The organism is Erysipelatoclostridium sp. DFI.2.3, from assembly GCF_019132535.1.
In the GTDB taxonomy this organism is placed as follows: Bacteria; Bacillota_I; Bacilli_A; order Erysipelotrichales; family Erysipelotrichaceae; genus Clostridium_AQ; species Clostridium_AQ innocuum.
Map to the genome: position 1 here is coordinate 20,677 of NZ_JAHOOJ010000027.1, position 17,474 is coordinate 38,150.

Genomic DNA, 17,474 nt, shown 5'->3' on the forward strand with positions numbered 1-17,474 from the left:
ATATTTTCAACAGAGGGACAGACAGACAAAAACATGTTTTTGTCCCTCGAAGACAGAGTTTGGGACAGGGACATTTACTGTTTTTGTCCCTCTTCTTTACGTAGGACGATACCGTCTTTTATGTAAAATCCTCCATGCTCTTTTATGTGTCTTCTTACTGTTTTTTCCCCAACACCCATGTATTCCGACAAGGCAGAAACGGTTACTTTATCATCAATTCCACACGCCTCGTAAGCTGTTTCGATTGAAGTTTTACGCTCTTTTTTCTTCACCTCAGGATCCTTCCTTTTAGCTATCGCTTTCTGCCATGCAGGTTGCGCATCCTCTGGGACGACATCTTTTAATACACCTATGTGATCAACTCTATGCACCGGATAATCGAACCACAGATTGACTGGTTCAAACTTTGGAAATTCCCTCAGAGTGCCCTCTATCCGCCACGCTGTGCGCCATTGGACCTGTTTGCGTACTTCGGCTACCTCTTTGATAATTTCTTCATATACGGCCTTTAAATTCAATCTGCAGATAGCCAGCATCTGCTTCTCACTGCACTGGTCATCTTCATTAGCTATGTCCTCTTTTCCATATTTCTGCAGCCATTTCATACATACATCACAGACAGCTCGATTCGACTGCTGCTCAACAAGATTTTCATTCACATCCAGTTCGATCAGATCCAGCAACGCATCCGGATCACGCGCGAATACTCCGGAACCGGAAGCACGGTCCATTGAACGCTTACCTCCCTGTGAGCCTTTGCTGTGATGATGACAATAAACCACAGCACAACCAAGCTCTGTACATACTTTATCGAACTGATTGCAAAAATTGGCCATCTGATCTGCACTGTTCTCATCACCGGTAATGACCTTATATATAGGGTCGATGATGATAGCGATATAGTTTTTCTTTGCAGCTCGTCTTATCAGCTTCGGTGCCAGCTTATCCATAGGTATGGACTTTCCTCTCAAGTTCCATATATCAATGTTTTTAAGCCCTCTGGGAGCGATATGCAGCTCCTGGTATACATCTTTGAATCGGTGCAGACAACTCGCTCTATCAAGTTCCAGGTTGACATACATGACCTTTCCCTGTGTACACGGCCAGCTGAACCATTTCATCCCCTCTGCGATAGCAATACACATTTCAATGAGGGCAAATGATTTTCCTGCTTTGGAAGGACCAGCAATAAGCATTTTGTGTCCCTGCCTAAGAACACCATCTATCAACGGTGGTGCCAGATCCGGAAGGTTGTCCCAATAATCTTCCAAGCTTTCTGGTTCTGGCAGCTCATCATTCACGGATTCTATCCATTCCTGCCATTCATTCCATGAAGTCTTTCCGATATTCGTATCGATAAGGAACTGCTTTTTACCGTTTCTAGTTACTCCCGGCATTCTCGATAACCTGGAAGGATTTTTGTTCTGCTGGTCCACTTCCAGACCATTCTTCTTACAGATCGTATATAGGTAATCGACACGCTTTCTATACTCATGATAATCTGCAGCATCGATATGCACGATGGCATGTATACTCTTTTCACCACTATAGACCAGGCACGCTACTGGAAGCTCTAATTCTCTTATGATTGCATTCTGTTGCGCTAAATCCATTGAATCAGATTCTACAAGAGCATATCTCCAGTCAACTACATTTTCGTTTTTTCCGCCTTTTCCATCTAAAGGATTGAAACGTATCCACGCCCCCGCTTCCGGATTATAATCGCCTAAAACTCTGCCTATATCTCCATTGCATTTCTGGAGTTCCTGTATAAGCTGTCCTGCGGTACGATCACAGCACCCTTTTGTCGGTAAATGTTTGCCTTCTTTTACCCAGCTTCTTGTGACATATCCGACATTCTCATCAGAATCGAATAATATTTCAAGATATGTAGAAAGTTCTTTCACAGGATTCCAGATTTTTGGCTCCTGTATCTCCTTCCCTTCAATCCATCCTTTATCAACAATCACAAGATCATCGTCGCCACTAATGACATCGTTCCAGTCCAATTCCCGCCCGCCGCTTCGCATCGGCTGCCAGCCCCTGTCCTTTGCCATCTGTGTGATCGTAGCACCTGTGACCGGTATTCCTGTTCCTTTGAAGGTGTCCCATTTCTTGAAGCATTCATTCTTATGGTAACGAGCTGAATCCTGCATACTCCACGCATCCCAGTCCGCTGCAGTGTATCCTTCGTATTTCAAAGCCATACCGACATTCACCCACTCCTGATAATTAAGAGAGGCAGGATCTATATAATCCAGTAATTCTTTCAAGTCGGTATTTTGCATAGCTTATTCTTCTCCTTTGTATGTTTGCGGATCCACACCATTAGGTATGTGCCAGCCACAAGCCTGGATCCTGCTTATCATATTCTTCGCAGTTTCCATCTGCCATGTACCGACATGCTGGAAACCTTTGTTCTCCAAAAATCTAATCTGCTTTGGTGTTGCCAGCCCCTCAGCCTTGCGCTTATTCAGTCTATCAAGTAATAATGAAGCCTTACCGGCATTGTCTATTTCGTCCGGATAAATACCGAATTTCTCTAATGCCTGCAGCTGCTTCTCACTGGCAGGTGAGCATTCCCAACCGAAAGCAGGAACATAACTGGATAGATCCTCAGCCTGTATACTCAATTCAAACTGAAGAGGATCCACAAGTTTTTTCTTCTTTTTCTGTTGCTCCATGAGCTTCTTGGCCAATGCTTCTTCTCGCTGCTGGATGACATCCTCAGCTGCAGACTGTTCGGCTTCTTCGATATCCACAGCCATCCCCGGAGCCTTTTCCATATCATCTGTCATTTTCTTTGCCACTTCTTCATTCTCACAGATCAGTGATGCAGGATGGCAAAGCTCATGCCGGTCCGTATGCCACAGGAAATCCAATAATAGAAGATGGTCCTTTCCTTCGCACAGACGAGTACCCCGACCAACCATCTGACTATACAGACTGCGTACCTTTGTCGGCCGCAGCACGATGATGCAATCTACTGATGGACAGTCCCATCCTTCCGTGAGTAACATGCTGTTACACAGAACGTTATACTTGCCTTCATCAAAATCCTTCAGTACCTCTGCTCGGTCATGACTGTTACCATTCACCTCCGCTGCATGGAAACCCTTCTCGTTCAGGATGTCCCTAAACTTCTGCGAAGTCTTCACCAGGGGAAGGAAAACTACTGTCTTTCGTTCCTTGCAATATTCCAGCATTTCATCAGCGATCTGATACAGATACGGATCCAAGGCTGTTCCTATATTGCTTACCTTAAAGTCCCCGGCCTGGACTCCGACACCGGACAGATCCATCCTTAACGGGACCGTAAGCGCCTTGATAGGCACCAGAAATCCTTCTTTGATTGCTTTTGGCAATGTGTACTCGTATGCTAGGCTTTGAAAGTAACTACCCAGATTCCGCATATCTCCTCTATCTGGAGTAGCCGTTACACCAAGGACCTTTGCTTGATCAAAATAAGCAAGGACCCTTTGGTAACTGTCTGAAAGGCAATGATGTGCCTCATCAATGATGATGACATCAAAATAATCTTTCTTGAATCTTTCTAATCGTTGTTGCCGCATGAGCGTCTGGACAGAACCGACAACGATCCGGAACCATTTACCCAAGCAGGTTTCCTCTGCTTTTTCCGTTGCACATTTAAGACCGGTAGCTTTATCTATCTTGTCAGCAGCCTGTTCCAGCAACTCTCCACGGTGTGCCATGATCAATACACGGTACCCTCTGCATACACACTCTTCAGCTACTTTGGCAAAGACGATCGTTTTTCCACAACCTGTAGGAAGGACAAGGAGAGTACGCTGCATCCCCTTGTCCCATTCTGTGAAAATAGATTCTTTCGCTTCTGCTTGATATGGTCTTAATTCCATGACCATTTACCATCTTTTAGACGGATTGTACTGAGGGGCTGTCTGCTGAGCATATCCCTGAGGCTGCTGCATTCCAGGTGTAACTTCATCAGCTGGATAGAATTTTTTGATTTCGTTATATTCATTATCGTTGTAATTTTTATGACCAATCTTGCATCTTCCTTTTGAACCAGGGACCGTATTCCAATTCATTCGTAATGGCTCATCTTTCTTCTTTTGACCAATGCATCGAAAGAATGCACTCAGTGCCCACTCTGTTTTCTGATGTAAAAACAATTTATGTTTGATAGTGACCGGTCCGTTCGCTGTATCTATGCGCAGGGATAGGTCAGCACAGTTACATGCAGGCATCTTCGTACTCCCTTCATAACGCGATCTTTCAAATGACTCTACGATAAAATCGTAATCACCTGGTTCTAATAAGATGATTTCACTTTCTTTTCTGATTTCTGCATCCCATCCTAATTCCTGGTTCTGCTGATAATTATTATACTGTTCCATTCATTTTCCTCCTTCATTTAAAACGGTAATTGTATCTCATTCATAAGTCCTCCCCAGCCATCACTGGTGGTCAAGTATTCCAGGAAATCCGCATCATACTCACGAACCTCCATACTAGCTGGAAAGAATCCTTTTGCCAACACTGCCTGCTTGATCATCTCGACCGTGATTTCATTTGACTTCATTAGATCAATTAGAGCCTGTGGTAACCCTGCATATTCATCTTCTGTCTCTTTAGGTGGTATCTGTGGGACTGGATCTGGTGTATATATCATCGGACCTGAACCAACATTATCAGCTATATCCAATCTTGGTGAAACAACAGGACTACTCTGTGGCTGTGGTTGCTGCACTGGCATAGATTCAATGACATGACGGATATGTTCATAATCAAAAGGCAGCTCATCAGATAAGCCATCTCGATTCTTTGCGTCCCAGCAAGGATGATGTGTTGTGTACATTACACGCTGACCACCCTGTGCTTTGTGTTTCTTTCCCTTATCATCGACAGCGACTGAGAATGTTCTATAGTTCGCAAACAAGACCATATCAGCCCATTCCTTCGTAAGAGGAGCTGTCTGCGCTGTAGTTTTCTTTCCAAGCTTCAGCTCATACCGATCATAAGACCCCATTTCATTCGGCTGCTCAAATTTACGGATGATAGCATGCGCAGTCAGCACGACATTGATATTCGCTACATCGATAACATCCTGCAGCAGGTTGAGGAATCGTCCCCATTCTTCTGCAACATATGTATAACCGTTTCCATAACCAAAGTCTTCGATACCTTTCTTTCCATGTACTTGCAAAACAGATTCGATGCAAAGCCGTTCTGCCCAATCAGCCGTATCGATAACCAAGGTCCTACATGGTCTTTCGTTGATCACATCCGTAACCTCATCCTTCAGCATCTGCCAGCTTGACGGTTTTGGAAAACGTCTTACATCAAGCTTGTTAGTAGATCCCTCTGTATCTATGAACAGAGGTTGCGGAAAGTGACTTACAAATGTACTCTTGCCTATTCCCTCGGGACCATAAACCACCACCTTATTTGCTCGATACAATGTTCCCTGTATTACTTCAAATCTCATTTCCATCCCTCTTTCCACGATTTCGTCTGTCCAGGAGTAACGGGCTGAGGAAGTGGTTCTGTAGGGATATCAGTTGTCTTCTGCAAAGTAGTTTTCAGATTATCCTCTACATAGCCATCTTCGATAATGATGCTGCATTCATCCCCCGTTGACACTCGTGTAGCGATTGCTTGCAGGCCTTGTTCTTCCAGCCAATGTCCAAATTCATTCATCGTATCGATATCCATCTGTTCCAGCTTATCCAGTAACACGAACCCGCATTTTGGATTCAACTTACGAACAATAGCAGTAGCGACTTTCAACTGATCGGAACCAGACATGTTGTCCCATTTCTGCCCTTCATAGATGATCTCACCATCCTCCACAGATAATTCCGGAAGTGGGAGATTCGCATTGTGTAAGAGATCCGTTTTCTGTTTTCTCACATCATTCAACTTTGCTGTGAGCTGATCATAATTATCGCGCAGAATTTTAGCATCTTCTTCTGCTATATCTTTATCCAGATTTGCGCGAACCTTGATATTGATAGCCTCAACGTTTGCGATATTCTGTTCCAGTTCCTCTGTAGATTCATCATGGAGATCCATAGAATCTTTATTGGCGATCATCAGGTCATTCATAACGACTGCATACTGTGTGCGTTTAGCTTCCAATTCTTTTTCCATTCGTTTTATTTCAGAATCGAGCCAGTTAGACTGCCTTTGTATTTCATCAGCCTTTTGACGCTTGCGAGCGTTCTCCCCGTTCTTCGCAAGGATCTCCTGCTGTTGTTGTATCAGTTCAGAAACAGAGATAACATCCTTTGGTGCATCCGGATAGTATGGTTGTTCCTCAGCAAACTTCTTTTTGCGATCGGCTTCTCGTCCAACAGCATGACGCTCATTATAGATTTCTGTTTCTTTCAATTCCAATGCATGCAGCTGATCTCCAACACCAATGATCTGGAGTAGTGTATTTGCTTTTTCCTTGCCGCTTTGCTGCATGAATTTTGGGATATTGAGGGCAAGCTCCTCTACGAACTCTTTCAGCAGCTGCTGCCCGCCTTTGTTTCCTACCGGATCCAGCACTTTAAGACTACTGTTCTTCCCTGTTCTCTCCACAACAAGGCCGTTTGAAAGAACTACTTTCAAGTGTGGCGGTACCATAGAACCATCGCGCTGAGCTTTAGATGGCTTATAACGATCTCCACCTAGTGTCCATGCAATTGCATCCAGAACAGAGGTCTTCCCCTGCTTGTTACGTCCTCCAATGACAGTAAGACCATTCTGAGATGGTTCTACTTTGACTGCCTTTACACGCTTGACATTTTCAATCTCAAGCTTATTGATTTTTATAGCTTCACTCATTATTGTTCTCCTTCCAATTCTTTTGCAAGAATATCATCGATGGCATACGCGTTTTCAAACATATCTCTATGCTGCAGGACAAAATCCCTTTCAATCGGATACAGATCCTCGATTTGTGTGCATGCTGCAGTATCGCCACTGTGATACCAGACAAAGGCCTTTGTACCATCTTTGCTGAGGCGTTTGACCTTGCCAAGCTCTACTTTATATCCAGGGTCATATGCGACCAGCATTCCAGGCTTAATCACCGGCAGATAGATGGCCTGCAGAAGCTGCTTATACCATTCTTCTCCATCAAGTTCTGCATCCTCATGCGTTGCGGTACCTTCCGGTCCATAATAGCGGAACTGCTCACAGTCCTGACTGATTAGTATCGTTGAACTGCCGTCATACTTTACCAACTGGAAGAATCCATCTGTATAAGCCATCGTTCCACGGAAGCCAAGTTTCTGAAGTCTGTGGATAATATTACTTTCAGAACGTGGATTCTTGTACATTTCCATTACTTTTATCCTCCATTTTCATTTACAACATATGCCAACGAAAATATAAACTCTGAATTAGTCATTTTATTTTTGTATGGCGATACGCCGATTAAATTTTTAATTTCTCCATGATCCAAATAGATTGCTTTACTTATTGCATGCCGGATATCCCTCTCTACTCTTACAGGAGTAGAGCAAAATGCTTTGGCTATATCCGGATAAAGTGTCTTTGTTACATTTCTGTACTTTGCCTTATCCGTTATAACGAATGCTACCGCCAATCTAATATAATCGAATCCTTTCAAATCAGGAGTGATACCCATATCCATCAATAGGGTTGCTGTTGTGCTCATTTATTCCTCCTTTACATAAACTATAGTTTCATATGATTCATAGTGAGGTACACTGCTATAAATATCAATAACATTGCCTTTTACAGCTCCGCCCATATCTTCTGCTATGTATTCATGGCCGTTTATCAGCACTGCACTTCCAGGTGATATGACACTTGGATCCACTGCGATCGTATGCCCTTCTATGGCCTTGTGCTCGCCATCACATGGATACTTGATGATATCACCCCACTCGTCTTCACCTGGCCAGTAATACGTTATCCTCACTTCGAGAGCTGTTCATTTCGGTTGTGATTCCAGCTCGACGATCTTTTTTTCTTTGATTCTTAATTCTGCATTCAGTTCCTTGACCTTAGACTGCAGCATATCGATTTCTTCATGATTGACCTGATTCAACACCTGCAGCTCTTCGATTTTCTGTTCCCAATCAGCTTTGGCCAATAAAGCACAGACTGATATGGTCAGGACTGCCACACCGGCTGCGGGCACTCTCCATATCTTCACTGCCGGTATTCCTTCGCCTTCTGGATGATACTGCAGAATTTACATACAGTATCCAAGTCTTCCATGTCGATAAGAAATGCAAGAAACTTTCTTTCTGCATCATTGAGCGTCAAACCGGATACGGCCTTATTGATCTCATCATTTTTGGCTTTGCGACTTTCTGCATTTATTGATTCATTTGCTGTCATGTCTTATTCCTCCTTGCTTTTGGTTAAAAATTTGACCTTTCCTTTATGTGTGATAAACTCTAAATATAATGAAAGGAAGTGGAATTATGGATAAAGAAGATACTATTGATAACCTGGCTATAGGTATGGCGCAAGCCTATCTTCTGGAATATCGCAAAGAGCACCCAGAAAATATCGGCTATCGTGAAGAAACCAGATTTTACATCAAATCATATTTACAGGCGTTTAGAAAAATCAGTAAAGAATATGACGATGTAGAAATTGATTAAAGTTTCTTTTTATCTAAGATGCCTTGAACAGTAATCAGGGCATCTTTTAATATTGCTTTCGCCATACCAGCACTTAATTCTCTATCGATTAATAAATCTACTATTTCCTTTGTTATTTCTTGTAAACAATCTCCATTATCGAACATCATGGTATTGACTTTTGCAATTTTGAATTCTGATTTCATCAAATCACTCCCTTGCTTTTCGCATATGTATCCCTTATAATAAAGGCGTATCCTTTTTATAAGGGTTTGAGTTTGGATGCTGCACTTTCGACGGGGTGAGCATCCTTTTCTTTTTGTCTACGCAGACGCGATCTTGTGATGATACCTCTGACACGTTCATAGATGAGCTCCTGCTCCTCTTCTGGTTCTATCGCATCATCCAATATAACTATACGGGTATTCCCACTCATATAATCTGCAATTACATTTCCTGTCACATCCATTACATCCCTCCTTTATAAGGTATGCATATTCTTTAGACTTGACCTTGTTTCAAATTGCGGCTTCATTTGCGTGAAGCTACTTTTTTGCATATTGGGCAAATCATCTGACCTTCTTTAAACATCGCTACCCCTAATAAAAATCCACATTCAGGACAATATACTGCATTTTTTTCATTGCATAGAACGCCCTTATAATGAATTTTTTCTTTCCACTTACACCAATATCAGCTTTAATGTCAACAACTGGTAGTTCTCCAGCTTTGTGATTTAGAGTATATTCACATACCCCTGTTCCAATAGGCTCTCCGTCAATCTTGATGATCGCATTTGCCGTATCATCTTCTAATTCAAATAAACCATACATTTTCTTCTTCATCTTCTTCACCTCCTAATCTGAATCACTGGTTTCAAAAAGCTCGCTTACATTAACACCAAGAGCTTACAAACCATATTCTTCTTCCTATACCTAATTCTTCTACTCTTTCCCAAATTACTGGGAAAATCTGCTCTAAAACAAACTTTCTTGCTCAAACGCCAACTGATCGAAGTTATCTGAAAAATTTATGCCAAACTGCAAGGACACCTTCTTAAACTCTGTAGCGATTTCTTTTGGTGACTTGCCTAAGTCTTTCATCACTGTTCTTTGAATACGCAGATAACTTGCCAGATCACCTATTGGTATCTCTCTAAAATCTGGTACTTGTACTCCTGGCATTGCATAATAGCCGTTTGCTCTTACACTTGGAACTATTTCATCAAATATCCAACTTGCATACTTTTTAGCCTTATTTTGAATATCTTTGTTTCTACTCTGCTTGGAAGCTGATACAATCAAGCGATGTACATTTCCCTCTGTAATAAATTTTGCTTCCTGTTTTCTTCCCAGTGAATCGTTGACTAGGCATGTTGCCCACCCATCTTTATCACAATTCTGTTTTAAAGCTTTATGCACATCTGAATACCCTAACGCCTTTGCGACATCACTCCCGCAAAAATAAGGCTTACCTTTAATAGTTGTTGTTCGTACTTCTCCGAACTCGTCGTTTTTGAAAATCTGTAATTCTGTCATCATGTAACACCTCTCTTCTAACTTACGTAAATGCAAGTCATTCATCAAAAAAAATTAGATCTACTTCTTGTGATGATAGAGATAAAAACTTTCTTATTTTCTGTATTTCATCTCTAAAAAAATCACTTTCACCCTTTTTCTTACGATAAAAAGTTGATGGAGATATACTTAAATACGATGCCAATGCTTCTTGAGTTTGTCCACGCTCAATAATTTTTGCATCTAAAAGTGAACTGTTCATTTCACACCTCCTTACGTTTACGCAAGTACATAATACGCCCTTATTCTCTGCTTGTCAATACGAAATCGCTCGCTATCTTGCCTTTATGCAAAACACCTTGCATTTTCGCAATACTCGTGATAATATATATTTGTTAAATAGAGGTGAAAGTAATGGAAATTAAAGATATAATAAAAAACAGGCGACTAGAAAAAAATTTAACTTTGTTAGATGTTGCAAAAGCTTGTGATGTTAGTGAAGCTACTGTATCAAGATGGGAAAGTGGAAGTATTGAAAATATGAAACGTAGTAGAATAGCTGCATTGGCTAAGGTGCTTGGTGTCTCTCCTAGTATTATTGTTGGAGAAGATGTTGATGAATGGAAATTAGAAAACGAAAATCTCAATAAGCATCTTGATCATTCATATAACTTTAGAAAGCTTATTTCTTCGATAGGTTGGTCGATTCAAGGATACTCTAACGAGGAGTGCATTGACGAATATAAAATAAAAAAAGAAGGATTGGAAATAACTATATCAGCTGATGAGTACTTAGAACTTATGAATTCCAGCAAAAACTTTCTTGAGAAAATTCTCCAAGATCTCGTGAAAAAGAAACTTGATTCCACTTATAAGCCAGAGCCATATAAAGAGTTCATAATGATACAACCACCGATTCTAGTACCCTATTATGGCCATATAGCATCTGCTGGGACCGGGCAATATGTATTCGATGATATCCCACCAGAAATGATAGAAATAGAAAATGAGATGGATAACATGCATGTAGATTTCGCTATCGGAGTAAATGGAGATAGTATGGAACCTACGTACAATGATGGTGATACGCTGCTGATAAAGAAGCAGTCAGAGATATGTACTGGTGAAACTGGTATCTTCATGATCAATGGAGAAGCATTTGTAAAAGAACTTGGTGATGGTGTTTTGATTAGTCACAATAAAAAGTATAAGGATATTCATATAAACGATTCAGTAATATGCTTGGGGAAAGTTATATCAGTGAAATAAAAATGTTTAATACATAAGGATTTCTTAATAGAAGGTTTAAGGCTTAATATATAAGCAGGAGGAAGATAATATGCGATTATTTAATAAGAAGGAACGCACTGTAGCAACAATTCAACCTAAAATCTCTGATGATATTAAAATATGTGAGTTATATAAAGGCCAACAAAACAAATTTGGAACTTATGTATTGAGTACATATTGGCTTTGTTCTAGAGGAGATTTATTTACAATAGATAATAAAGAACCGGCATTCACTATTTTAAATATAAAATGGAATGGCAAAAACATTGTAAGCAATGTTTTATCAGTAACCGACACAGCTAATAATGGAAAAAGCAAAAAGACAGGCCGTGTCATTGGAGCTGCTGTTGGTACATTGATTGCACCTGGAATAGGAACAGTAATCGGTGCTGCACACGGTACAGGAAATACTAAAATGAATGAAAATTCTACAAGTATAACTCGTACTCATAATATTGTAAAAGAAGAAGTTTCAGATATTGAATTAGATATACAGTATGAAAATGAATATACTGAAACTTTGAAATATCAATGTTATGAAAAACAAGCTAATATATTATTGACTCTATTTAACGAAAGAAATACTTTAAATCACTTCGATCTTTACGAAGAAATAAAAAAACTTAAAGAGTTATTTGATATCGGGGCAATCACGCAGGAAGAATTCGAAGCAAAAAAGAAACAGCTTTTAAACTTATAAAATTAAAAAACACCCCGTGCTACCAACACGGAGTGTATAGGCGGTACTACCAATACCACCCAGCATAGAAAAATGACCTCGCCAGTCATATCTTTTTCTATGCCTCTATTTTACCACATCGCAACATAAAATGTAAATGGAGGTATCAACATGCAATATTTAATTTATCTGAGAAAGTCCCGCGCTGACCAAGAAGCTGAGATGCGTGGTGAAGGAGAAACACTTGCCCGTCATGAGAAAGCGCTCCTGGAGCTTGCCAGACGTCAGCATCTGCCGATTGCCGACATTTATCGTGAAGTCGTATCCGGAGAAACCATTGCCTCCAGACCGATGATGCAGCAGCTTCTGTCTGAAGTGGAACAGGGCGTATGGGACGGCGTACTGGTCATGGAAGTAGAACGTCTTGCAAGAGGTGATACGATCGACCAGGGCATTGTAGCCCAGGCCTTCAAGCTGTCCGATACGAAGATCATCACACCGATTAAAACATACGATCCAAACAACGAGTTCGATGAAGAGTATTTTGAGTTTGGACTTTTCATGTCCCGCCGTGAATATAAGACGATCAAACGCAGACTGAACAACGGCAGACAGGCATCCGTTAAGGAAGGCAAATATGTGGGCAACCGGCCTCCATACGGCTATGAACGCATCAAGATAGAGAACGACAAGGGCTTCACATTAAAGCCGCTGGAGAAGGAAGCGCAGGTCGTAAGGATGATGTTTCGCTGGTATGCATATGGAGCACATGGCATCTCCACCATTGCTGATCAGCTGAATGAAATGGCCATTCCATCCAAAACCGGTAAACAATGGGTATACCCCACTGTCAGAGATATCCTGCAGAACCCGGTCTATGTTGGCAAGATCCGCTGGGGGTGGAGAGGACAGCGTAAAAAAGTAAAGAACGGCTCCGTATCTGTAAGCCGTCCCCGCAGTGATGACTACCTGCTGGCTGACGGTATTCATCCGCCTATCATTGATCAGCAGCTCTTCGACCAGGTCCAGAAGAAATTCTCCATGCATAAACCACTGCCGACCTCCGCTAGAGAAATGAAAAATCCACTGGCAGGGCTTGTGATCTGTGCAAAGTGCGGTGCCAAGATGCAACGACGTCCGTATCAAAGAGAAAACATTCGAACCGGTCTGATATGCCCCAACAATAAATGCAGGAATGTCAGTGCACCTTTTGATGACGTTGAACAGATGCTTATCGAAGTCCTGGCAGAATATATCAAGGAAGAAAAACTAAGAATCAGCAATGGCCACACACAGATCGACGACAGTGTTCTTCAGATATTGCAGAACCAGCTGGCGGATCTGCGGGAAGAGACAGTGGATTTGAACAAGCAGAATGATAACATTCACGATTTTCTGGAAAAAGGCATCTATGATGTGGACACCTTCCTGCAGCGTTCTCAAAAGATATCATCCAGAATAACAGAAATCGAAGAGAAGCAGAAGACACTGCAGCAGGAGATCATAGAAGAGAACAAACGCATTGAAAGTGCCACCAGCATCATCCCGATGACAGAGCAGCTTCTCTTGCAGTACGAGAATATGAGTGCCCTTGAAAAGAACTCCATGCTGAAGGAAGTCCTGCGCTGTGTCAAGTATGAAAGAGAGTGTTCCATACGCGATGGCGGCACCGCAGATAATTTCACGCTCTACCTATACCCGAAAATCTCCCATAAATAAAGGCTTTTTTGACGGATAACTTTTATGTACGCATTCTTCCGTTCCGATATCCGTTAACATCGCACGTACACTGTCATACGGCATGGCATAGCGCTGGTTCAGATAACGCATTGAGGCAGCCAGTTCTCCATCCGGACCGCCAATCTGCGAAATTACGATTTTTGCGAAAGCAGGATCCGGTTTTCTGATATTCACCGGAAACTGCAGCTTCTTTTCATATGTCCACATACATCAATCCTCCCTTTCCCATGGCCAGGGCCCTTTACTATACTCCCAGCTATCCGAATGATTCTGCCGATTTGTCAATGGTCCGCAAAGATGTTCATACTCCTTTGCAACCTTCTCGCGTTCCTTCACGGCAGACTGATAATACTGCATTGCCTGTCTGTCATCAGGGTGTGAGTTTAAAAACAGTGCTGTTTCCTGAATCGCAAAATCCAGCATTTGAAGCTTTCTCAGCAGTTGCTTTCTATTCATCATCAGCACGCCCCCTCATCACCGAGAAAGGGTTTATCAAGAGCATGAAAAATTGTTCCTCTTTGAAACCCAATCTCTCTTTCATACGGTTTTTTCCATACCTGCATCGGTACATAGGCCATACCAGGCATCTGTGCCTGCTGCCGTTGATGTTTGGGCTGCTGCTCCATAAAGTCCACATCATCATAGCAGTATTCATCATTAGTTTCCCGCTCCCTGGGAATCCATGGACAGCACGCACCATTCGCATACTTCATATAAGTTCCTCCTAACCTGAGGCTTTCACCTCACTGCATAATATGAAAATACTGATAACAGGCATAGGACAAGCATATAGAAGATGAAAAATTCATTTCTATATGCATGGAAGCAGATGAAAAAAGACCTATCGGCCGCAAAGTAATCAGAACGTTTGCATCGCTTCGATAAGTCCTTTTCAGATTGCTTATAATATGTTCAAAGTATGCTGGTTTACATAAGCACTAATGAAACTGCGCCAGCAATGTCTTTTCAAAATGCTCTTCACTGACACTTGTTTTCCAGCGATAAAACAGAATGGAAAGAACAGAGAAGACTACAAGCATACCTGCAAAGACAAGAATATCCGGTGTAATGGATCCGCCGATTGCCAACGTATTGCGGAATGCATGCACACTGTAGCTGAATGGCATAAACGGATGAATCGCATTATAAAATCCGGAGGATGTTTCAATCGGATAGGTACCTGCCGCTCCCCCCAGCTGCAATACCATGAATATCAGAACAATAAAGCTTCCGATTTTTCCACAGGTGATGTTAAAGAAAACGATCATGGACATGAAGCCCGCGGAAACCAGTGCCGCCATGGCAAAGGTAAGCAGCGTCTGATAGGGAGACAGGCCGTTAACCAGCATCAGCACACCGATCATAATGACTGCCATCAATGTGGAGACCGTATACATAACAGAAGCCTTGCAAGCCCACATACGCAAACCGGACGTCGTTTTACCTGTGTTTTTCAACAGCGGATACATAAGAGTAAAGGCCATGCAGGCAACATACAGCGCGACAGACATCATATAGGGCGCCATCGCTGTACCATTGTTTTCCACATTGCTCAATTCCTGATGAGTTGTGACCACCGGCTGTGCCAGCATTTCCTTTGTATTCTGTGTTGCTGATACCGAGCTTTCTTCAGCTCCCTTATGCAGCGAGCTTGTCAGCGTATGGGAACCGTCCTTCAGCTGTAACAGTCCGCCTCCCAGTGTATTGGAGCCCTGCGCAAGCTGCTGAGCACCACTGCTGATTTGAGAAGCGCCGCCCTGCAGCTGAGCAGAGCCGTTTAATAATGTCGGACTGCTGCTGTTTAATGCTGAGGCTCCCTGATATAGAGAATCACTACCCGTTAGCAGCTGTGTGATTCCGCCCTGTAAAGCAGGAATCGCAGAGTTCAGTTGTGTCGTACCTGTTTGTAATTGAGCTGCACCGGCTGTTAAAGCCGTAGATTTCTGTGATAAGGTGGAAAGACCGTTTCCAATCGTATCTACGCCCTTTGTATAAGCATGAATCCCCGAAGCCAGTCCCTGTTCACCAGATAAGGCTTTATCAGCATCTGCAAGGCCGCTTTGAAGCTGCTGCATACCCTGTATCAGACCCATGGCTTCCGCGGTGGAGCCCTGTGCATCCAGTGAACGCTGTACAGTGGAAAGACCCTGCTGCAGCTGCGCCAATGCCTGATCGTTTCCGCTGAGAAGTCCTGTCATCTCCTCACTTCCTTTGGAAAGCTTAGAGAGCCCTGTCTTGAGCACAGCATATTGCTGATTTAAATCATTCATATCCGCTGCCGCTTCTGTTAGCTGATTCACAGTATCCTCATAAGCATGCAAATCCTTCAATTTCTGTTCGGCTGCATTCAATCTCTGACTCGCATCTGTATTCTTGTTTATGATTGTCTGCAGCTGAGCCTCCAATGCCGCAGCCCCTTGTGTAACCTGCTTCAGACTATCTGCACTGCCGGTATTTTTTTCGTGCAAATAAGCAAGTAGATCAGCATGACTGTCGGTACTTGATTTTATTGCAGTGGATAGCTCCTGCATACCAGACAGAACACGAGAGCTGCCCTTATGCAAATCGGAGGTTCCCTGCGCAAGAGCATTCACCCCCTGATCTAATACAGCAGAGCTTTGCATTAACTGCTCACTTCCCTGTTGCAGGGCAGCTACACCGGTTGTATACGCCTCTACCCCCTGCTGCAGCTCACCACTTCCTGTGTGCAGCGAGGATGCGCCGTTAACTAGCTGTACGCTTTTTCCATTCATCGTGCGGATACCGCTTCGCAGCTGCCTGCTTCCCTGTTGCAGCTGTGCCACTCCATCGGTATAAGCCTGCAGTCTCTGCTTCAGTGTTTCACTTCCGTCTTGAAAGGTCAGTGTACTGGAGGCAAGAGTGTTCAGATTATCCGTGATGGTCTGATTCCCCGCAATACTGTCGGATAATCCGTTCTGAATTTTCTGACCGCCCTTACCCGCTGTTTTCAAGCCGCTGCTCAACACCTGAACGTTGGAGAATAATGTATCGGCATAGGTTTTTGTCACAGTAGCGGAAATCTGTTCCCGTATCTTTGCAATCGCTGTCTCGTCCATTTTCGAGGCGATATAATTGGTACCGGGATTCGTTGTATACCTGAGCTCCATTTTTTTCGGATGTTTATCCATGAGCGTTGTTGCATTTGATGAAAAATTTTCAGGTATCGTTATAATCATATAATAAGAGCCATCCTTTAAGCCCTGGCTGGCTTTTGCGGCATCGACAAAGCAGAAATCCATTTCCTTTGCCTTTTTCAGATTCGCAACCAGATCCTCCCCGATATGAAGGCTGGAACCGTTATAGGTAACCTTATTGTCTTCATTTACTACTGCAACCGGTATTTTATCCGCATTTCCGTAAGGATCCCACATAGAACCCAGAAAAATACCTGAATACAGCATGGGAATCACAATAATCGCTGCCAGCACAACCTTGATCCATGTACTGCCTGCTATATTTTTCCATTCTTCCTTCATAATATCCTCTTCTTTCTTTTCTATCCATAGATATACCATATCCACGGAATACTGGAATTATAGTACATTATATGCTTGTGTCAACGCTCTTTACAGAAAGTTTAGAATTGTTATGAAAAATTCACACGAAAAAGACGGCTTGATTCAAGGAAAAGGC

22 protein-coding genes and 1 pseudogene are annotated in these 17,474 nt (G+C 42.5%); 4 read left to right on the forward strand and 19 right to left on the reverse strand.

Going from position 1 to position 17,474, the window contains the following annotated elements:
* Window positions 1–74: 74 nt before the first annotated feature.
* From KSZ58_RS19575 to KSZ58_RS19620, 10 genes are read right to left on the reverse strand one after another with little or no spacing between them, the layout of a single operon-like run.
* Window positions 75–2,288 carry an AAA family ATPase gene (locus KSZ58_RS19575; protein ID WP_217752863.1) on the reverse strand — a complete coding sequence of 738 codons (2,214 nt, stop codon included), beginning with the start codon at window positions 2,286–2,288 and terminating at the stop codon, window positions 75–77.
* Between the two features lie 3 nt (window positions 2,289–2,291).
* Window positions 2,292–3,878, reverse strand: coding sequence for a DEAD/DEAH box helicase (locus tag KSZ58_RS19580; protein WP_217752864.1), 1,587 nt, complete (start codon window positions 3,876–3,878; stop codon window positions 2,292–2,294).
* Window positions 3,879–3,884: 6 nt separating this feature from the next.
* Window positions 3,885–4,379: a DUF669 domain-containing protein gene (locus tag KSZ58_RS19585; RefSeq protein WP_217752865.1), complete on the reverse strand. Its 495-nt coding sequence runs from the start codon at window positions 4,377–4,379 to the stop codon at window positions 3,885–3,887.
* A 17-nt stretch (window positions 4,380–4,396) separates the two neighbouring features.
* Window positions 4,397–5,470 (reverse strand): ATP-binding protein, encoded by a 1,074-nt coding sequence (locus KSZ58_RS19590; protein ID WP_217752866.1) that lies wholly within the window; start codon window positions 5,468–5,470, stop codon window positions 4,397–4,399.
* Window positions 5,467–6,816 (reverse strand): AAA family ATPase, encoded by a 1,350-nt coding sequence (locus KSZ58_RS19595; RefSeq protein ID WP_233104427.1) that lies wholly within the window; start codon window positions 6,814–6,816, stop codon window positions 5,467–5,469. The genes KSZ58_RS19590 and KSZ58_RS19595 overlap by 4 nt, the downstream gene beginning before the upstream one ends.
* Window positions 6,816–7,319: a hypothetical protein gene (locus tag KSZ58_RS19600; protein WP_217752867.1), complete on the reverse strand. Its 504-nt coding sequence runs from the start codon at window positions 7,317–7,319 to the stop codon at window positions 6,816–6,818. Before KSZ58_RS19600 ends, KSZ58_RS19595 begins: the two co-directional genes overlap by 1 nt.
* Window positions 7,320–7,324: 5 nt before the next feature.
* Window positions 7,325–7,654: a sporulation initiation factor Spo0A C-terminal domain-containing protein gene (locus KSZ58_RS19605; RefSeq protein ID WP_054343838.1), complete on the reverse strand. Its 330-nt coding sequence runs from the start codon at window positions 7,652–7,654 to the stop codon at window positions 7,325–7,327.
* Window positions 7,655–7,921, reverse strand: a complete 267-nt coding sequence (locus tag KSZ58_RS23425) for a 3D domain-containing protein (RefSeq protein ID WP_217752868.1) — start codon at window positions 7,919–7,921, stop codon at window positions 7,655–7,657.
* Between the two features lie 12 nt (window positions 7,922–7,933).
* On the reverse strand, window positions 7,934–8,158 hold the full coding sequence (locus tag KSZ58_RS19615) for a hypothetical protein (RefSeq protein WP_054343836.1): 225 nt from the start codon (window positions 8,156–8,158) through the stop codon (window positions 7,934–7,936).
* Entirely contained in the window at window positions 8,155–8,346 is a 192-nt protein-coding gene (locus KSZ58_RS19620; RefSeq protein WP_217752869.1) for a hypothetical protein, read from the reverse strand. Before KSZ58_RS19620 ends, KSZ58_RS19615 begins: the two co-directional genes overlap by 4 nt.
* Before the next feature lie 86 nt (window positions 8,347–8,432).
* Here KSZ58_RS19620 and KSZ58_RS19625 point away from each other — a divergent pair, with 86 nt between their 5' ends.
* A complete protein-coding gene (locus KSZ58_RS19625; protein ID WP_217752870.1) occupies window positions 8,433–8,615 on the forward strand; it encodes a hypothetical protein in 183 nt (60 codons plus the stop codon).
* On the opposite strand, the gene KSZ58_RS19630 is transcribed toward KSZ58_RS19625, so the two are convergent.
* The 5 genes from KSZ58_RS19630 to KSZ58_RS19650 all read right to left on the reverse strand — a co-directional run bounded on the left by KSZ58_RS19630 (window position 8,612) and on the right by KSZ58_RS19650 (window position 10,373).
* Complete coding sequence (locus KSZ58_RS19630; protein ID WP_217752871.1) at window positions 8,612–8,800, reverse strand: hypothetical protein; 189 nt, start codon at window positions 8,798–8,800, stop codon at window positions 8,612–8,614. The genes KSZ58_RS19625 and KSZ58_RS19630 overlap by 4 nt on opposite strands.
* Before the next feature lie 56 nt (window positions 8,801–8,856).
* Window positions 8,857–9,063 (reverse strand): hypothetical protein, encoded by a 207-nt coding sequence (locus KSZ58_RS19635; protein WP_217752872.1) that lies wholly within the window; start codon window positions 9,061–9,063, stop codon window positions 8,857–8,859.
* A gap of 130 nt (window positions 9,064–9,193) precedes the next feature.
* The gene (locus KSZ58_RS19640; RefSeq protein WP_217752873.1) at window positions 9,194–9,439 is read right to left on the reverse strand and encodes a hypothetical protein; all 246 of its coding nucleotides are present in this window, start codon (window positions 9,437–9,439) and stop codon (window positions 9,194–9,196) included.
* A 132-nt stretch (window positions 9,440–9,571) separates the two neighbouring features.
* A complete protein-coding gene (locus KSZ58_RS19645; RefSeq protein ID WP_233104426.1) occupies window positions 9,572–10,135 on the reverse strand; it encodes a BRO family protein in 564 nt (187 codons plus the stop codon).
* Window positions 10,136–10,169: 34 nt separating this feature from the next.
* Window positions 10,170–10,373 carry a hypothetical protein gene (locus KSZ58_RS19650; protein ID WP_217752874.1) on the reverse strand — a complete coding sequence of 68 codons (204 nt, stop codon included), beginning with the start codon at window positions 10,371–10,373 and terminating at the stop codon, window positions 10,170–10,172.
* A 152-nt stretch (window positions 10,374–10,525) separates the two neighbouring features.
* Here KSZ58_RS19650 and KSZ58_RS19655 point away from each other — a divergent pair, with 152 nt between their 5' ends.
* From KSZ58_RS19655 to KSZ58_RS19665, 3 genes are all read left to right on the forward strand, one after another.
* Window positions 10,526–11,380: an XRE family transcriptional regulator gene (locus KSZ58_RS19655; protein WP_233104425.1), complete on the forward strand. Its 855-nt coding sequence runs from the start codon at window positions 10,526–10,528 to the stop codon at window positions 11,378–11,380.
* A 70-nt stretch (window positions 11,381–11,450) separates the two neighbouring features.
* A complete protein-coding gene (locus tag KSZ58_RS19660) occupies window positions 11,451–12,101 on the forward strand; it encodes an SHOCT domain-containing protein (RefSeq protein WP_217752875.1) in 651 nt (216 codons plus the stop codon).
* Between the two features lie 150 nt (window positions 12,102–12,251).
* Window positions 12,252–13,799 (forward strand): recombinase family protein, encoded by a 1,548-nt coding sequence (locus KSZ58_RS19665; RefSeq protein ID WP_217752876.1) that lies wholly within the window; start codon window positions 12,252–12,254, stop codon window positions 13,797–13,799.
* A gap of 24 nt (window positions 13,800–13,823) precedes the next feature.
* Here KSZ58_RS19665 and KSZ58_RS19670 read toward each other — a convergent pair.
* From KSZ58_RS19670 to KSZ58_RS19685, 4 genes and pseudogenes are all read right to left on the reverse strand, one after another.
* A pseudogene (locus tag KSZ58_RS19670) lies at window positions 13,824–14,027 on the reverse strand (manganese catalase family protein); the annotation flags it as partial.
* 3 nt (window positions 14,028–14,030) lie between these two features.
* The gene (locus tag KSZ58_RS19675; protein WP_008816616.1) at window positions 14,031–14,279 is read right to left on the reverse strand and encodes a spore coat protein CotJB; all 249 of its coding nucleotides are present in this window, start codon (window positions 14,277–14,279) and stop codon (window positions 14,031–14,033) included.
* Complete coding sequence (locus KSZ58_RS19680; RefSeq protein ID WP_008816615.1) at window positions 14,279–14,533, reverse strand: spore coat associated protein CotJA; 255 nt, start codon at window positions 14,531–14,533, stop codon at window positions 14,279–14,281. The genes KSZ58_RS19675 and KSZ58_RS19680 overlap by 1 nt, the downstream gene beginning before the upstream one ends.
* A 225-nt stretch (window positions 14,534–14,758) precedes the next feature.
* The gene (locus KSZ58_RS19685; RefSeq protein WP_217752877.1) at window positions 14,759–17,317 is read right to left on the reverse strand and encodes a YhgE/Pip domain-containing protein; all 2,559 of its coding nucleotides are present in this window, start codon (window positions 17,315–17,317) and stop codon (window positions 14,759–14,761) included.
* Window positions 17,318–17,474 lie beyond the last annotated feature (157 nt).

Excerpts from the sequence above, each read along its gene's own strand:
- KSZ58_RS19575 (WP_217752863.1), bottom strand. The coding sequence starts at position 2,288 with ATGCAAAATACCGACTTGAAAGAATTACTGGATTATATAGATCCTGCC.
- KSZ58_RS19580 (WP_217752864.1), bottom strand. The coding sequence starts at position 3,878 with ATGGAATTAAGACCATATCAAGCAGAAGCGAAAGAATCTATTTTCACA.
- KSZ58_RS19585 (WP_217752865.1), bottom strand. The coding sequence starts at position 4,379 with ATGGAACAGTATAATAATTATCAGCAGAACCAGGAATTAGGATGGGAT.
- KSZ58_RS19590 (WP_217752866.1), bottom strand. The coding sequence starts at position 5,470 with ATGAGATTTGAAGTAATACAGGGAACATTGTATCGAGCAAATAAGGTG.
- KSZ58_RS19595 (WP_233104427.1), bottom strand. The coding sequence starts at position 6,816 with ATGAGTGAAGCTATAAAAATCAATAAGCTTGAGATTGAAAATGTCAAG.
- KSZ58_RS19600 (WP_217752867.1), bottom strand. The coding sequence starts at position 7,319 with ATGGAAATGTACAAGAATCCACGTTCTGAAAGTAATATTATCCACAGA.
- KSZ58_RS19605 (WP_054343838.1), bottom strand. The coding sequence starts at position 7,654 with ATGAGCACAACAGCAACCCTATTGATGGATATGGGTATCACTCCTGAT.
- KSZ58_RS19620 (WP_217752869.1), bottom strand. The coding sequence starts at position 8,346 with ATGACAGCAAATGAATCAATAAATGCAGAAAGTCGCAAAGCCAAAAAT.
- KSZ58_RS19625 (WP_217752870.1), top strand. The coding sequence starts at position 8,433 with ATGGATAAAGAAGATACTATTGATAACCTGGCTATAGGTATGGCGCAA.
- KSZ58_RS19630 (WP_217752871.1), bottom strand. The coding sequence starts at position 8,800 with ATGAAATCAGAATTCAAAATTGCAAAAGTCAATACCATGATGTTCGAT.
- KSZ58_RS19635 (WP_217752872.1), bottom strand. The coding sequence starts at position 9,063 with ATGGATGTGACAGGAAATGTAATTGCAGATTATATGAGTGGGAATACC.
- KSZ58_RS19640 (WP_217752873.1), bottom strand. The coding sequence starts at position 9,439 with ATGAAGAAGAAAATGTATGGTTTATTTGAATTAGAAGATGATACGGCA.
- KSZ58_RS19645 (WP_233104426.1), bottom strand. The coding sequence starts at position 10,135 with ATGATGACAGAATTACAGATTTTCAAAAACGACGAGTTCGGAGAAGTA.
- KSZ58_RS19650 (WP_217752874.1), bottom strand. The coding sequence starts at position 10,373 with ATGAACAGTTCACTTTTAGATGCAAAAATTATTGAGCGTGGACAAACT.
- KSZ58_RS19655 (WP_233104425.1), top strand. The coding sequence starts at position 10,526 with ATGGAAATTAAAGATATAATAAAAAACAGGCGACTAGAAAAAAATTTA.
- KSZ58_RS19660 (WP_217752875.1), top strand. The coding sequence starts at position 11,451 with ATGCGATTATTTAATAAGAAGGAACGCACTGTAGCAACAATTCAACCT.
- KSZ58_RS19665 (WP_217752876.1), top strand. The coding sequence starts at position 12,252 with ATGCAATATTTAATTTATCTGAGAAAGTCCCGCGCTGACCAAGAAGCT.
- KSZ58_RS19675 (WP_008816616.1), bottom strand. The coding sequence starts at position 14,279 with ATGATGAATAGAAAGCAACTGCTGAGAAAGCTTCAAATGCTGGATTTT.
- KSZ58_RS19680 (WP_008816615.1), bottom strand. The coding sequence starts at position 14,533 with ATGAAGTATGCGAATGGTGCGTGCTGTCCATGGATTCCCAGGGAGCGG.
- KSZ58_RS19685 (WP_217752877.1), bottom strand. The coding sequence starts at position 17,317 with ATGAAGGAAGAATGGAAAAATATAGCAGGCAGTACATGGATCAAGGTT.